At 38.9% G+C, this 16,541-nt stretch carries 14 protein-coding genes; 10 read left to right on the top strand and 4 right to left on the bottom strand.

Going from position 1 to position 16,541, the window contains the following annotated elements; genetic code table 11:
- Positions 1-9: 9 nt before the first annotated feature.
- From ACMCM8_RS11995 to ACMCM8_RS11965, 7 genes are all read left to right on the top strand, one after another.
- Entirely contained in the window at positions 10-3,987 is a 3,978-nt protein-coding gene (locus ACMCM8_RS11995; protein WP_412722851.1) for a serine/threonine-protein kinase, read from the top strand.
- 157 nt (positions 3,988-4,144) lie between these two features.
- Positions 4,145-5,074, top strand: coding sequence for a hypothetical protein (locus ACMCM8_RS11990; protein WP_412722850.1), 930 nt, complete (start codon positions 4,145-4,147; stop codon positions 5,072-5,074).
- 145 nt (positions 5,075-5,219) lie between these two features.
- Entirely contained in the window at positions 5,220-7,610 is a 2,391-nt protein-coding gene (locus ACMCM8_RS11985) for an AAA family ATPase (protein ID WP_412722849.1), read from the top strand.
- A 9-nt stretch (positions 7,611-7,619) separates the two neighbouring features.
- The gene (locus ACMCM8_RS11980; protein WP_412722848.1) at positions 7,620-8,186 is read left to right on the top strand and encodes a hypothetical protein; all 567 of its coding nucleotides are present in this window, start codon (positions 7,620-7,622) and stop codon (positions 8,184-8,186) included.
- 94 nt (positions 8,187-8,280) lie between these two features.
- Positions 8,281-8,562, top strand: coding sequence for a hypothetical protein (locus tag ACMCM8_RS11975; protein ID WP_412722847.1), 282 nt, complete (start codon positions 8,281-8,283; stop codon positions 8,560-8,562).
- Positions 8,563-8,932: 370 nt separating this feature from the next.
- Entirely contained in the window at positions 8,933-9,169 is a 237-nt protein-coding gene (locus ACMCM8_RS11970) for a hypothetical protein (protein ID WP_412722846.1), read from the top strand.
- Between the two features lie 347 nt (positions 9,170-9,516).
- Positions 9,517-10,293 (top strand): metallophosphoesterase family protein, encoded by a 777-nt coding sequence (locus tag ACMCM8_RS11965; RefSeq protein ID WP_412722845.1) that lies wholly within the window; start codon positions 9,517-9,519, stop codon positions 10,291-10,293.
- 153 nt (positions 10,294-10,446) lie between these two features.
- Here the strand turns inward: ACMCM8_RS11965 and ACMCM8_RS11960 are convergent, their stop codons facing one another.
- The gene (locus tag ACMCM8_RS11960) at positions 10,447-11,628 is read right to left on the bottom strand and encodes a flagellar assembly protein T N-terminal domain-containing protein (RefSeq protein ID WP_412722844.1); all 1,182 of its coding nucleotides are present in this window, start codon (positions 11,626-11,628) and stop codon (positions 10,447-10,449) included.
- Positions 11,629-12,370: 742 nt separating this feature from the next.
- Between ACMCM8_RS11960 and ACMCM8_RS11955 the strand changes: the two genes are divergently transcribed.
- Positions 12,371-12,856, top strand: coding sequence for an LPP20 family lipoprotein (locus ACMCM8_RS11955; RefSeq protein ID WP_412722843.1), 486 nt, complete (start codon positions 12,371-12,373; stop codon positions 12,854-12,856).
- Positions 12,857-12,892: 36 nt separating this feature from the next.
- Here ACMCM8_RS11955 and flgN read toward each other — a convergent pair whose 3' ends face one another.
- The 3 genes from flgN to flgA form a co-directional block, all read right to left on the bottom strand.
- Entirely contained in the window at positions 12,893-13,324 is a 432-nt protein-coding gene (gene flgN, locus ACMCM8_RS11950; RefSeq protein ID WP_412722842.1) for a flagellar export chaperone FlgN, read from the bottom strand.
- 14 nt (positions 13,325-13,338) lie between these two features.
- Entirely contained in the window at positions 13,339-13,668 is a 330-nt protein-coding gene (gene flgM, locus ACMCM8_RS11945; protein WP_412722841.1) for a flagellar biosynthesis anti-sigma factor FlgM, read from the bottom strand.
- 103 nt (positions 13,669-13,771) lie between these two features.
- Complete coding sequence (gene flgA, locus ACMCM8_RS11940) at positions 13,772-14,491, bottom strand: flagellar basal body P-ring formation chaperone FlgA (protein ID WP_412722840.1); 720 nt, start codon at positions 14,489-14,491, stop codon at positions 13,772-13,774.
- A gap of 201 nt (positions 14,492-14,692) precedes the next feature.
- Here flgA and ACMCM8_RS11935 point away from each other — a divergent pair, with 201 nt between their 5' ends.
- Positions 14,693-15,622, top strand: a complete 930-nt coding sequence (locus ACMCM8_RS11935) for a chemotaxis protein CheV (RefSeq protein ID WP_412722839.1) — start codon at positions 14,693-14,695, stop codon at positions 15,620-15,622.
- A gap of 15 nt (positions 15,623-15,637) precedes the next feature.
- Positions 15,638-16,468, top strand: a complete 831-nt coding sequence (locus ACMCM8_RS11930) for a CheR family methyltransferase (RefSeq protein ID WP_412722838.1) — start codon at positions 15,638-15,640, stop codon at positions 16,466-16,468.
- The last annotated feature ends 73 nt before the right edge of the window (positions 16,469-16,541 follow it).

Below are 16,541 nucleotides of genomic sequence, written 5' to 3'. Positions count from 1 at the left end.
GAATTCAAAATGGATACAAAAAATCAGGAAAGAGACTCTATTCGAGAACTAGCTAAAAAAGTCCTTAGTTTCATTGAAAGTTCAGTGGTTGAAAAAAACGCTAAAACCAAAAATAACTATAGCAGTGTGCAGACTAGTTTTTTTGAATTTGTTTTTGAGGGTGAAACAGAATCAAAAAATCATCCTGAGATTTATCAAAATTGCCGCGATGTCGTTGCTTATTGCGCTAATGAAGAAGAAGTATCTATAGAAGAGTATCTAAATAACATAAAGCTAGAGCAGAGGCTGATTTATTCTGATTATATTGATGAGAAATTTTTAGATGATGAGGAAAGAAACCTAAAGAGTGCAGCGATTAAATCAATTTTAATAAGTGTTATCTCTGAGGGAGAGCAATTACCGCACAACACACCTTTATTGTGGGGAGAGTTAAAGAAATTCCACAGTATTTATAACTCAACATCAAGCCACCTAAATATGGAGCTTTTTACTTGCTGTAGAAAAAGTTTAATTCATGGATGGATAGAAAACCAAGATGTGAGTTGTATGCCGAGTTTGTCAAAAGGGTTTATTCGGGCGTTTACTCAAACAAAAAAGCTTAATAAAGAAACCCTGAATGTTTTAGAGCAGCTATCAGATAGTATTTATACTCAAAAGAGTCCACATAATTTATCCGCTCAGCTATGGAATACAAAGGGCTTTTCAACGTCAGAAGGTAATGGGTTTAAGCCAGTTGAGTTACTCAATGCTAATCTAAACCATTTATTTAATGATATTCCTAGTCTGCTTATAAAATTAAGCCAGCATATAAAGCCTTTGTCGGATGAAAACTTATTCAAGGAAAATATATCTGATGTATTTCTACATCTGATTTTTTTAGGTATAGACCATAAGTTAGTAAAAGAAAGTGATGATTTGCTAATCGCATTGGCTATTAAGCGAATATCTTCAATATCTGCACTCAAGAAAATATTGAGCGTTTGGTCAATAAGCAGTGAAGAAAACTCTTTGATCAATATGGTAAATGCTAAGTTTGACTATCATAAGACTTGCTGTATTGCCATATCTAAACTGTGGCTTTGTTATTTATATCAGCGGGGTGAGCACAACGTTGATGGCGCATTTGAAAGTCTCGAAGAATTTGTTCAATACCACGCAAAAGCTTTTTACGGTAAGCCGACAAGAATAATAAGAGTAAAAGAGTTGAGCGCCAGCAAGACAGCAGGCAATTTGAAGGACTATATACTCGATAAGCATATTGGTGAGAATTATTTAGCTGATAACAAACTCAGTTTTCAAAACTGGTATACAGATTTTATTAATACATTTAGCTTGGATATTTTATCTAATCAATCTGTTCCCACAGCATTAGCTCCTTTATATAACGAAAAAGAAATTAGTGAGAAAGTTGAAGCTGACGTGCTTGGTCAAGCTTTCGACATATACATGGAGAGGCTCGCTTGTTTCCATGCGAATAAAATAGAAGAGTCTGAACTTATACAATCTTTGGCTAAAGTGAAGATTGATAAATCATCTATTGAAGAACTCAGTAAGTTACTGTCAACATCACATTTAACACATATTTGGGAGAATATGTTTTTCTCACTTGATAAAGCTTTGTTCACTACCCATGTATTTGAATCATTCTTATTAGATAGAAGTGAAAAGTGGGTTACAAATGAGGTTAAGCCAGATCAAATTGATGAAAACTATGAGAATGCTAGCAAAAGTAAAATAATAGAAGCTGTAGCCAAAAGTCAGACAGAAGGGAAGTTCAAATCTCTTATTAATAAATCGAAAACGCTTCCACACAAAGCTATCCTAATAAATCGATTTCATTCCAACAGAATGACGATTTCAAAGCTCTCTTCATTAGGTAGTAGCTCTAAGTACGAAATAATTAATCAACTAGGAGCAGGTAGCTCTGGTAGCGTATTTTTGTGCCGAGATAATGTATTGCAACGTGATGTTGCGGTTAAGGTTATCGTTCCAATTTCGCCAAACGGTGAAGCTTCATTTATGCTTCATGAAGCACAAAAGCTAGCTAAACTAAGGCAGTCTAATATAGTAGAGGTTTATGACTTTTTAAAAATACCAACATCGGAATTGATGTTTGATAAGGCGCATCCAGAGTCAGAAATTCAATCTCTCAAAGCAGTAGAATATGTCTACGGCATAGTGATGGAGTACCATCCAAAATCTCGCACGTTAAATGATTACTTAGCATGTGAACTACCTCAATTAGCCTTTAATCAACGTATTATTTTCTTTAGGAAAATTATTGATGCAGTGTCAGCCGTTCACTCGGCCGGGTTAGTTCATGGTGATATTAATCCAAGTAATATTATTGTTGATTCAAATGGTGAACCGACGTTAATTGACTTCAGCGCTGCGGTATCTTCTGAGGACATTTCGATTACCGCTGGCTCTACCATTTATACTTCCGATAGATATTTGGAGCTAGCTGATAGTAATAAAGTATTAAGAAAGTCAGATGATGTTTTTAGCTTAGCGGTAGTTTTTTTAGAGTTGCTTGAATGTGATATTAAAGAGTATTTTTCATCATTGACTCGTAAGTGCACGCCTGTAAAAGTCAAAGAAGAAATATATGAAGCACTGCTTAAATTAAAGCTATTACAACAAGAATGGACTAATCACCTTGGCTTAGGCTGGCTTCCTTTTGTAAGAGACAATCAGAGAAGCACAGAAATAAACCTTGGTGGTGAAACCATTACTATTGATTCACCAGCCAAAGAGTTTGGAAAGTATTGGAAACTAGTATGTCATTTATTCTCGGTATTAGCATATGACGAAACTAGGCTCGGTGTATTATTGGATATTTTGCTAAGCACATTGGCCCCTGTTAAGGAAAAGCAAAATCAATTAATGGCTAAGTTAGATGAAGACTTACGCGCTACCATTTGGAATAGAGAATACAAACCTATTACAGCACAGAAGCTTAAGAACTTAACGTATCAGATTCTAGAGACTTCAAACAACAAATCTAGAACTTATATTGATGAAGTTGAAGTAGTCACTGTTTTTGGTAGGCCGTTAACGATTAATTTACTTGACGAGATTCGTTCTGAAGAGACTTTGTTTGTCGAATATGAAAAAGCTTTTAATAGCGAACCAAGGTGGCTACCTAAGTTAAGATATGGCGTTATTGAAAAGCCAATTTACTTAGAAGGTAAATTATTTAATGAATATAACTATGGCGTAATCTGGGAAGGATTTGGGGTTGAAATAAACTATCAAGTTCCTTTTAGCCCGTCGTCAAGTTTTACATTAGATACAACCCTTTTATGGAAAGGGGTTCAAACTTTCAATCAACTGTTTCTAGATACAATTGATTGGCTAAATAAACTTAAAAACACACCAAACATTTCATTGCCTATATCCATGCTTGAGCGGCTAACTAACAGCCCTATAGTTGATACAAAGTATATGAGCTTTAATCAAGAATGCTTATCTCAGTATTTAACTTATTTGAAAAATGCTGATGATAAATTTGCTAAGCCCCCTGTACTACAAAAAATAGAGGATTTTATTCGAGGCATTTTAGATAGCATATTTGAATCAATTGAAGCTAGCCCTTTTTCAAGACTCGCACAAAAGGAACAGCAACAAGTATTGACTAGTTTCATGCAGGACATTGAGTTTGACTTAGTTTCAGACGAAGAACTTAATCAAAAGTCAGCTGAATGGTTAGATGAAAAGTCTACAGAGATATTAGTTGCAACGAATAATCGTACAACCAAAGAATTAGAGTTGTTTTGGGAGTTTTTAGGGTCTGAAAACGGTAGTCAACAATTATCTAATATATATAACTCCCTATCAGAGATGGTAAATTCAGCTGATTTTGAGCAGTTAAATAATGACATTAATTCATTAAATGCGCACTTAGAAAGCTCATGGGAATACCAGCTTTACAATGAGTACAAGAACATAAAAATAGTATCTGTCCTCGAAGAGGGGCTTTTATAAAATAGTTTCTCTATTACTAAATGAGAAGCAGCTTGTGAACTAATAATAAACTCTAATGAAAGTAGTTTTAGCGATGAACTCGTTGTTTTCAGAATTCCAGTATTAACTGCCATTACTACTAATTTATAAAAATAAAATAAAATAAAAAGAGGTTTTAATGAATCCACTTCAATATGCTTTTGCAAAGAATCCAAAGGAAACCCTCATAGCTTTTGGCATCGTGGCTGTTTTAGCAATTCTTGCTTCACTATTTGATACATCAATACCTTCGGTAATTGGTCATATCATTGGGGGCGCTATAGTCGCGCTCTTAGCGGCTGCAATATCTAAAAGATTGGTCGGCACTTTATTCTTGTTATTATTGGTAAACTGGGCTGCTCACGCGTGGGAGTGGGGGGGCTTTATAGTTTACGTCGTCAATTTATGGCTAATCGGATTTTCATTAATGGCTGATTCGAAAAAGCATAAAGAACTAGAAAATTTTGAAGACTTAACTGAAGTTGATTTTATCGGCGGCTCATTTCTATTTTCAATAATAGCGCTTGTTGTAATTGGAATAGCCCATTATTTTCGATTTGATATTTACGAACATCGCGTTTCTTGGTTTTCTTATTTTTTTGTTATAACTAGCTTTTTTGTTTTGTTTTGCTTTTCACAAGTAAAATTTAAGTATCAATCTATCCGCTATAAATTTTTAGGTGTGGCAAGTTCTGGCACTTTGTCTTTGTGGATATCAGAGGTATTTCATGGACATATGAACTTTCACAAAACATTCAGAGTCAACTGGTCATTAAGCGAAGTGTATTTACCAAGCATTGGCGCAATTTTTCAGTTTGCCGTGTTATCCGTGCTTCTATATTTAACAATTTTAGGGCTAATTAAACTTCGTAATAGAATCCCTACCTTAAAAAACTTTTTAAAGTTCAATGGGGTGCTGCTTTTGAACTTTGCTTTGTTAATATTTATAAGTGCAGAGTACCTTCCAAAACGATTGGCGGGAGGGATTTTATTGTTACTGGCAGGGATATTTGTACTTTCACTACTATTTAGTTTAGTGAAAAACATTAAATATAGGTTGAAGCAATAAGTACTGTCATTAAAGACAAGTTAATTGTCTTAGTTGGTTCTATGAAGTTGTTATTGTCACTTATGTATATGAAACTTCAATTTCTGGCGACGTAAACATCCAAAAGTTATGTTCTCATACTCCTCGCATTCAGAGGAGTATGAGCATGCTGTATAACCAACAAGAAAACCTAATTAAATATGAAGAGGTAGTAGTAAAAACAGGGTTAGCGTCCCTGAATCAATTAACATCCTATTCCCCCATCGTTATTCGCGATGCATTAAGTAATACAAGCTTAAACAAGTTCTTAAAAGCAACCGCTTTTTTACAATGTGAAGAAACGATTACCTACTTACTTCAATCAGAAGCTCCGGAAGCTCAGTACCTAGCACCTAGAGCAAAGCACTTTGTAACCTCTACATTAGCAGAAGCAGAACTTGCTTATCAAAACTTAATTAAACAGTTAGAACGCTCCAAACATAAGTTGCTTAGTCAAGGTGAACGTCAAGCATCTGTGATTGAAGCTGAGTGCAGTGACGACTTTTATAAGCTTCACAATTACGGCCGTCAAAAGCTAATCTCAATCCTTCCGTTGATTGACGATGATACGTTAACGCTAGTTGTCTACTCATACAAAAATAGCCTTTTGAGGGATGGGCTACTGAACATACTGCCAGCTAAGCGCAGAAATAAAATAATGAAAGAAGTTTCACAGATAACTCATGCCCCTGAAAATGTACTTGTTTCGTCAATTAACATTGTTATTAGAAAGCTAGAAACATTACTGCGTACACCTGCTGCTTTGGGATTCTCAGTGCAGTGCAAAAGAAAAAGCTACATTGAAAGAGCTATAAACTCTACAGCTCACGTTTATGCGCAAACTGTTGATAAAGTGCTTAATCAGCAACAATATCAATGTTTGGCTAAAGCATTTAGTTTGCTTGAAGAAGAGCAAGTTTTCTCATTTATAGAATATTTAGAGCCAAGGTTGGCAAACGGGATGGCAAGTAATATTGAAAACGCTAATTTCAACAGCCAATTATCAAATGGAATGCATCAAAGAGTACCGTCGTACACATCATTTAACATTGGATTGAAGCACTTTAATAAAATCATTAGAGATATTCATTCTCATCAGCAAGAGTTGGTTAACAGCCCTAAGCATCTTGAATCACCAGAGCAAGAGTGGAATGCGGAGTCATTTGAGCAGATTAATCAATTTGATGAATCTGTTTGGTATTCAATGCTTAAAGATACAAACAAAGAAATTATTACTGATGCCACCGTTTATTGTTGCAGACACAGTTCCATGCTCTCGTTCAATAAATTTTTAGCTAAACAAAAGTGTTTCTTAGACTACGAGAATTGGAAACTTAAACATGAAGTAAGCCAAGCTCAGAGTATCGAAGCGCAAAAAATTGTTATTGAGCAGTGTCAACAATTTGAAGGTGACTTTCGCCAAATGAATCTAGACGAAGCTCAGCAAAAAATAAAAAAACTATTTAGGCAAGACTCTGTTAATGAACTATTTGAAGGAATGGGCTTTGAGGGGGGGGAAGACAATGCCAGGCGGAATTCTGAGATTGTTAAACGTAAAGCTCAGTTGTTTAACGTCGAGGAACTGGAAGCGGAGATATTAATGGCGGATAACCGGCATCAAATTGAAGTACTCGAATTGATTAAGCAAAAAGGCGCTTGTAAAGAATTAATCTACCCGCCACGCGATTATGTCGAAAGAATGGAAACGCTAAGAAAGCAGTTCCCAAATTTTGAAGAACTGATTAATTTCATTGAAGATTGCTTGAGGGAAGCGGATTTTGCAAACGAACCAGTCAAACTGCCTGTCATTAACCTTGATGGACAACCAGGTATAGGTAAGTCTCAAGTGGTTGCTGCTATTAGCACCGCTTTAAGCGTAGCCTTTAACACAATTCCTGTTTCAACAATGGGTGGCCCTTTTGAAGTACTCGGTGCACACAAAACCTGGAAGGGGGCCGAGTTAGGTGCAATAGCTAAAGCATGTCTACTTAATAGTGATCATGCGCAAGTCTCAATATTAATCGATGAAGTTTGCTTAGTGAAGAGTGAAGGTGAGCATAATATTGCTCCGTCACTTTATGGGCTGTTTGAAAGTGAACAAAGAAAAAGAGTTAAAGAGAATTTCATGGGAGTTCATGTCGATTTTTCTTATTTATTAATGTTTACCACAACAAACGATATCGATAATTTGCTTCCAGCACTGCGCTCCAGACTGAAAAACTTCACAATCAGTGCACCAGATAAAAGCCAAATGAGAGTTATAGGGCAAAATATTTATCACGCTTTACTAGAAGAAAAAAAACTTTTCCAGTTTTTTGAGCCCGATGTGCCTCAAGCTTGTTTTTACGCATTTGAAAAATTAACACCAAGATCTGCTAAATCAGCTATCGATCAAGCAATAAAACAAGGATTAAAAAGAGCGGATAGGCAAAAGCGATTCAAAGTATCACTACAACCAAGTGACTTTACCGAAGAAGAGATAATGCAGCAATCACACTCAATTGGCTTTATTCATTAAGGAGTACCGATGCTTTTTGATATGTCTTATACCGCACCACTCACTAAACACAACTTTATTGAAAGCGAATTTCTCTTTTTAGACATCGAATCATCTGGATTTGGTGATGCAAGCTATCCCATTGAAGTCGCCTGGATGAGCGAGCAGGGATTGAGTGACGATTTTTTAATAAAACCTTGCGCTGATTGGCTAGAAAGAGGCTATTGGGACGACCATGCAGAACATTCTGTTCACGGTATCTCAAAAGCACAATTACTTGCTGAAGGTATAGATACTTTTTCTGCAGTGTCTCGTTTAAACGAGTCACTGCAGGGAAAACTTTTGTTTTGTGACATGTTAGCGCTTGATGGAGAATGGCTAACCACGCTTTTTATCCAGGCTCGTGTCGCGCCGTTCTTCAAACTTGCGGATATTAATCAGCTCTATGAATTCTGGGGAGCAGATAAAACTGATGCGTTTAAACAAATTATCAATCAGTTAGCCAGAGACAAGCAACATAGAGCTCGTTCAGACGCAGAGCACTATATTCAAGCATTTAAACAGCTGCCTGAAGCTTTGGCTAGACACTTTGAGTAATTTTGTCGTGATTCTGGCGACCAAGAGAAAGTTGGTTTGAGCTAAGCTAATCTCCATCAAAAGTTAACAAATAAAACTAAACAAGAGGTGTTAAATGTACGTTGTATTTATGATTTTTTTTGGAATTTTTGCTTGGTTACTTCATGACTCTTGGGTATTTGATGTAATTGATAGTATTGCATATTTTTTCAGAAGCAACATTTGTCCAGACTCTTGGGCTGGCTGTCAAAATACGTTTGCATTTTTTAACAGCCAGTTTAATCACGATGTCATGGTGATCCCATTTTCATGGATTTTAGCAGCGCTTGTGACTTTATACTGTTATGGCTATCGCCTGCCAAAGTTGGGTGGAAGAGCTTCGAAACAATACAAATAAGAAGCTACCTTTGTTGTTAATTTAAGCCAGAAGTTCTGGCCCTATAGAGAATATGTTTTTGTTCTCAAATACGCTTCACAAAACATTAAAGAATAATTATATAAAGGAAAATAATACGCTCGTACTTTTTTTGAACTGCTTTTGTATTATTGCATGGATGCTGACCGACTCTTTTATTTTGGAAGGAGTGAACTCGCTCTCTAGATGGTTTAGGTATGATGTTTGCCCAGAAAGTTGGGAAACTTGTCGAAGTACATTGGGGTACTTTAGTTATTACCAAAATGAAGAAGATCTAGTGTTTCCTTTGCCTTCATTAGTGAACTTTAGTGGTTAGTTATTGTTACAGGAAAGGTATGGTCACTGGGCCGTAGTGATCACAATTGAATTTAGTCTTGATGTGGTAAAAATAATGAATAGGGATGAAAAAGTTGATCAGTTAGAAGCCGAAAACGAGCTACTTAAAGCGCAGCTCGTCGATGGTAATCAAGAATATCAGCGTGTAATTGCTATCACGGAGAAAATAAGAACAGAGTTACTTAGAGAGCGCAGCTTGAGAGTATCTTACGAAAAACTTCTCGATATGGCAGGGATAACAAAGCCAAACTAACTTTTGAGAGGCGTTATTATCAACATGTTTAATAGTAAATTTCTAGAGGTCGAATAAATGAGAAAATCTATTTTTAGTGATTTTCACCTGGAATTTTGAAAAGTGGAAACCCTGTAATAGAAACTTTGAAAGCGTGGATATTCCACTATAGTGTTGACTACAAATTAGCAAACGCGCGTATTGTATTTAACCAAAGGGCTACCCTAGTGAAAGATTGTTTTTACTTTTATGCTAGTCACTCAATTTGCATTTAAATTCAATAGATTAATACTCTGGTGAGCAGAGTTGAATAACGCTAAGTTAACATACGATTTTCAGTTTCAAGTTAGTTTTAAGGAGTAATAACGATGAAACTTTTGAGTATAGAGAAAGAACCTTTTTACCAAATACCATACTTAACATCTGGTAAAGGAGGAAAACCAGATAAGGCTCTCTTTCCCATTTACAAAGCATATGTAGAGAAGCTACCAGAGGGAGGAAAGCCTTTTGTTGTAGTTTCGGACCTACAAGGTAGGGAAGATGCAAAAAGTAACAGGTTGATAGGTGAACTGGTTGCAGATGAATTGTCACTATTACGTGAACTCGAAGAAATCCCAAATGTTCAATTAGTTGCTTTGTGTGGTGATTTGTATGATTACCCAGACTTCCGTAAACGAGGTGGTACGGGGGATGTAACAAGTGTATGGAATGCGTTTGCCAAAGAATTCGAGCAGGTTATTGGCGTTCACGGTAATCATGATCAAGTGCAAGAAGATATGTTGTCAGAAAATATCACCATATTAGATGGAGATGAAGTCACGACAAATGGTATCCGTTTCTCGGGCGTATCAGGCATAATCGGGGAGCGTGAAAGAAATCAACGAAAAACGGAAAAGACCTTCTTAAAACTTTTGAAGAAATCCTGTGATTCTGCTTCAGAAATCATCCTTCTACATCAAGGACCAAATGATTTGGTAAATGATCAGTTTGGAAATGAAGCAATTAATGCGTTACTCAGCAAAAATGGCGAAAGTTTAATCGTGTTTGGGCATTGCCATTGGACAACCCCATTTGTTGAACTGGGAGATAATCAGCTTTTAAATGCTGATGGTAGAGCATTTATCATTCAGGAGTTAACGACGTAGCGTATTAATTGGGAGTTAGAAAGCGATAGGCGTTATATCTTTCTAACTTCCAATTAGCTGATTTTTCAGTGCTTTTATGATTTATTGCGGCGCCGAATGTACTCTTAACCTGTAAATATATAACTGGTTAATTTAGGGAAGAGTAATTTACCACTACTTTTTAACCACGAAGTCATTCTCTTGAATATTGGTTATCAAGCCGGTACTTTTATTCACCACTGTCGACGAATTCCCAAAGGTGTTTTCAACCACAAAAGTACCAGGGTACAAAGTGTATTGAAGGTATTTCTGACCACGGCCGTCAATCACCTCTTTAGCTTGATATAGAAATAACTCATCGTTTTCGACAATGCCATTATCACGCCCCAATGAGATCGAGACAGTATCACCAGCTACTTGAATAACACGCCCTGTCACGGGTTGGCAGGCAGTTGCGGCTTGTATGTCTTGAATGGCTTCTGCCATTACGGTATCCACCGCTTTCCCGTATGTCGATTGCCAAAATTGTGACGAAAATTCATCTACAGTTTCGAATCTGTCAAACGTCCATTGCGCGTTAGTGCTGTAGGCTTTCGAATACAGCAGACCGCCGTTTATGCCATCGTAAACATTGATTGTCATAGCGAATACACGCGTTGTTTCGTTGTTTCGCCAGGGGGTGAATATTGACGATTTGGCGGAGCGGGCGCTTAAATCATCTATAGCACCAATTAACACAAATTGGGTATTGCCATTGGCAGAAAGTGTTCTTACGTTTTCAACAGTAGCACGACGATGAAAGTTGGTGGTATGCGGTGCGATATAAGTCACTTTTAAATGTTCGGTGGTTTCTTTCATGGCGTTTGCAAAACGGTCAGTTAAGGCTTCATCAAACCTTGATAGATTGCCCAAGGTTAGGTGCTGACGATTGCGAACAAGAAAGTGGGTTGTAGCAAAATGTTTTTCATCAGCCTGAGCTGTGCACGCTTTGCTTCGTGGGAAAATATCAGCTCTGACAGTGACGGTGACCACATCCCCTCTAAACACTTCACCAACAATTTCCAATTGTTCTACTTCACCAGTCGTACGAATGGTCATTTCTTCATTTTCGAGTAAGCCATTCGTAAGTCGTTGTACGCTGTGAATAGAAGCTCCCGCAAACAACATCGCTTGTTTTAGTGCTTCTTGTGTGGCCTTTTTCCTTGCCCCTTCTTTGTCGTCGTTTATGACAACGGCCTGGCCCTTCGCTTCATACCATACGGCATTGGCTTGCCCCACAATGAAATAAAATAGGCAAAGCAAAGCCACCGTGATACTGCGCGTTTTGTTAAAACTGATAGGGCTTACTTGTTGCACGACAGACCTCAAAAAAATTTTCACTTTCGACTGACCAAACTGGAGTGTCAAAAAAACGTTATACGGTGGGAGGCTAATGCGTTAAACAGCCTTGACCAAGTAATGCTACCTGAATGCGCCTTTGTACCCACCTCATCCAGTCCTACGTCATTTTAGTGCGTGTATGTCGCACTAAATTCACTTTGATTAGGGCGTGTTGATCTTTGCAGTGCACTTTTGCAGCAGTTTGTGCGCCATTTAGGCAAGGCGACTGTTTGCAGGTCTAGTGGGACTAAATCAAAAACAGTCAACGCAGTATAAATGGCGCACAAGCGCTGCCCGAAGGGGTCGTCATGAAAGCATTTTACTCTTTGTCACAGCCCTTTGACGTAGAACAACTATGCCTGCAGGGCTGTTTCGCGATTAAAATGCTTTCATATAGACCAAAATTCGTACAGTAAAGATCAACGCGCCCTAAGGTATATGCGAGAAAAATGCCAACTACTAATAGGTAATGATTATTTTATAAGGTAAGGGTGGGATTATAGGGTAAGGCTGAGAAGTGCCGATTTTCACCCTAAATGGAAAATAGGCGTGCTTTTTGCAGCATGCTTTTGTGTAATTTGTTTTCCATAAAGTGGGTAGGCTATTTGTAAAATACCTCAACTTGTATGCAACAAATAGAGAATAATAGCAGAGTGATATTGTTCAGCTGTTATTGAAGCCTATATTTTGGTGAAGATTCAAAGTGGGAAAGAGTACCATGGTATCGAACGTGTTGAAAAAATCAAAAAGACTAGTAGCAGCTTCGCTGACTTGCGCAATGGTAAGTCTGGGGGGATGTGGCATTATTGATAAACACGTTGAGTGGGAAACAGTCGAGCCCGAAACTTACCCGGTATTAACGGCAGTAGGGTATGCGCCTATCGCCTCGCAGCGTGGTGAAAGTGAAAGTATGAAGTTGATCATGGCGATGAAGGCGTCAAAACTGGAAGCGTACCGAGAACTCACTGAACAAGTTTATGGTCAGAAAATTGAAGGTAGCCAGTCGCTATCCAGCCTTGTAGTAGAAAGCGAAATGCTTAAAGCCTCGGTTGAGGGGGTGATTAGAGGCGCTGATGTAGTGAAAGCCTATCCCGTAGGCGACGATACATATGTTACCGAGCTCTCGTTAGACATGAAACAGGTGTATGATATTTACCTTACTACAGCAAAACCACGCAGAGTGAAAGACGTTAAATATTATTAGTGTGTGGGCTCTACGCTATTTAGAGTAAACGGGCGTTTAGGCGCTTACGCCAGAACCTAATGTGCCGCCTTTGGGCTTGCCTTTCTTGTCGTAGGTGAGGGACTCTTTTGCACGTACTTCCATCATCAAGTTGCGCAAGTGTGTGAGGCGTAACTGGCCTTGCTCAACCGCTTTTTGATTGACTTGAGTACGGTATTTACAGTCTTCTAGCAATGACTTACTTTTCGCCAATAACGCTTCATCTTCAGGCGTAATATCGGTTGGGGCGTGAATCATTCGTTCAACGCTAATATCTTGCTTTTGAATAGCTTCGAGTAATTGTGTTTTTTCGTCCAGCAGGTTCATAAGCGACTCTGCATCACGAGAGCTGATCAACTGTAATTCCTTTTCAAGGATAAGGCTAAGCGCAGAAAGCTGTTCAACCTGCTTCGCTATCGCTTTTGTTAAATTATGCCCTTGTTCAGCCACTATACACTCAACTCTTATTTAGAACTGAAAATTTCAGATTCAAGTTTGGCAATCTTCTTCGCTAGTACTTCGGGATTAACGCGATACTCACCACTTTCAATGGCTTTTTTCAGGCGATCCACTTTTTCGCGATTCACAGGTGCTTCAGAACCTTTCTTTTGAACCTGATTCAATTGCTGCGCTGACTGAGTCAAAGAGACGGAGTCTTGACGCGGTGCAGGCGAAGTTGACGCTGTTTGCGCCGATGTTTGTTGTTGAAGTTGTTGCGACTGGTTTTGTTGCGCAACCTTCCCATTGTCAACGGGTGTTTTAGGTAACCCATTGTTTATATTGTTAATTGCCATAAATAGTCCTCACTACCTTTTTGCCTCTATAAAATGTATCGGCCGGCGCAGCATTTTCTTTAGCCTTTTTACAAACAAAAATGGTAGATTTTCACTGCATCATTTACAAGTGTATCACGACTTCTTCGGGACTGGCGACTCTTGCTATCACCGCCTTTTGGCTACTGGCATTTATCACTTTGATATTGTCACCAACCACACCATCTTGTTGCGCTATACCAGCCGTTTTGACCTCCATTCCAGCAATCTCTGCAGATATCGTAATCCTATCGCCTTTACAGATAAAGCATAGCATATTTGCTTGAATGGCTTGGCCATCTGTAACACGGCGTTTCATTCGCGCCCCAATGAGTGACTCCATGTCAGTATATGCGGTGTAGCGCAGTTTGCGAACATCAACTTTTGCTAAGGTCAAATTTGAGGAAGTCAGTACAGTACCTGGACTGATTGCTCCTTGGGTTACTACTATTTCTTTTGTACGTGTAACCTGACCACTGGTAAATAAATACCAATCGTTATTGCCGCAACTGACCCTGACAGAGATATAGGACTGATTCAACGACTCTTGTGAAGTATTGTATTGAAAACCAGTAGGGCAGTTAGGAATATTTATCCTATCGTCTATCTTCACAATTTCGACATCAATGCTAGTATCTGCCGTGTTATCAGCAAGCTGTGAGAGAAGATAGTGCTTAGCGCCATCTTCTACTGTCTGCGTTAAACTTTGTGCTGCAATACTTGTAAATGAGAGTATGCTCAACACAATGAGTGTGATGATACGCATGGAAATAAAGTTCTTCGTAACATTTGTTTTTTTCATCATTACTTTTCGTGTTCAGTTTGTGAGTTTTTGTCTATGCTTACTGTAATCAGTGCAGGAGCAAAGGTTTGAAAACGCCTTAACACGCCGAAAAGCGAAAATAAGTGTCATTTTTCTGTCGTTTGACCTGCAAAAATTTAATGATATTGTCTATCTTAACTAGAAGAGGCAATGATCATGCCCAGTATTATTTAGAGGTGACTTATGTCGGGGATTTTAGATTCAGTTAACCAGCGCACTCAGCTTGTAGGGCAGAATCGCTTGGAGCTGCTATTGTTTAGATTGAATGGCCGCCAGCGCTTTGGAATAAACGTTTTTAAGGTTCGTGAAGTGCTTCAGTGCCCACCTCTAACATCCATGCCCAAGCTTAACCCACTTGTACGCGGCGTAGCGCATATTCGAGGTCAAACCATCTCAGTTATCGATTTGAGTATGGCTACAGGCGGTCGAAAAATCGAAGACTTGTCAAATGCATTTATTGTAATTGCTGAGTACAACCGTTCCGTTCAAGGTTTCCTTGTTGGCGCCGTTGAGCGCATTATTAATACCAACTGGGATGCAATAATGCCTCCGCCGCAAGGTACAGGGCGAGCAAGCTACTTAACCGCCGTAACAGAAGTAGAAAACGAGCTTATTGAAATTTTGGACGTTGAAAAAATTCTCAACGAAATTTCTCCACTTAACGCAGAAGTAAGCTCTGATATCGCGGAAGGACTAGTCACCGAAGGGCAAGAAAATAAAATTATCTTCATTGCCGATGACTCTTCAGTAGCGCGTAATCAGGTTAAAAAGGCACTTACATCACTTGGAATTGAAATTGAAGTAGCCAAAAATGGCCTTGAAGCATTAAACCGGTTGAAAGAAATTGCCGAGGAGTATGGCGATGTAACTAACCGAGTCGGTGTATTGGTATCAGATATTGAAATGCCGGAAATGGATGGTTACACGTTGACGGCCGAGATAAAAAATACGCCTGAACTGCAAAAGCTTCACGTGGTACTGCATACCTCGCTAAGTGGTGTATTTAACCAAGCGATGGTACAAAAGGTTGGCGCAGACGACTTTATCGCCAAATTTCACCCCGATGAGTTAGCTACTGCCGTACAGAAGTGGCTGATGACTGAGTGTGAATAACGGAGTATTACAGGATTGGCTAATAAAGATGTTTCGCCAGAGAGCTATGTAAAATTTAGAGAGTTTCTCGAAAAACAGTGCGGCATTGTGCTTGGGGATAACAAGCAATATCTCGTGAGAAGTCGACTTGCGTCGTTGTTATATAAACATAAATACGAATCTGCAGACGAACTGATCAATGTTGTGGTAAAAGGTTTTGATAGGGCATTGCTTCAAGGGGTCATCGATGCGATGACCACTAATGAAACCCTCTGGTTTCGCGACAATTACCCGTTTGATTTACTGGTCAAAAATCTACTGCCTAGTCTTGCTGCAAAAAATCAAAAAATTCGCATTTGGAGTGCAGCTTGTTCCTCGGGACAAGAGCCGTACTCCATTGCGATGTCAATTTTAGAGTATCAGCGACAACAGCCAGGTTCGCTCCGCGCTGGTGTTGAGATTGTTGCCACTGACTTATCATCTGAAATGCTAAACAAATGCGAGCAAGGCGTTTATGACGAGCTTTCTCTCGCACGAGGTCTTTCCCCTCAACGTCGCGAGGCTTTTTTCCAGCCTCATGAAACAGGGCTAATGCAAATTAGGCCTGAAGTTCGTCGCATGGTTTCATTTAGAAGCTTAAATCTGCTAACAAGTTATGCCGCGCTTGGCCGCTTTGACATCGTTTTTTGCCGCAATGTTCTCATTTACTTTTCGCCGGAAGTCAAACAGCGCATACTGCAACAAATTGCCGGACAGCTGCAAGCTAACGGTGTTCTATTCCTTGGCGCTTCAGAGTCTATCAGCGCAGCTAGCGACACTTACAGTATGGTGAAGTGCCACCCCGGCCTTTATTATCAAAAAAAATAAAATAGTTTAGGGGGTTGATTAGTAAGCGTTTTTACTGAATTCCCCCCTAATTCCCCGCAAAATACCTCCGTCA

This window comes from Alteromonas sp. D210916BOD_24, from assembly GCF_047159385.1.
In the GTDB taxonomy this organism is placed as follows: domain Bacteria; phylum Pseudomonadota; class Gammaproteobacteria; order Enterobacterales; family Alteromonadaceae; genus Alteromonas.
Note: the sequence above shows the minus strand (reverse complement) of the source record. Positions and strands in the feature narration are given on the sequence as shown.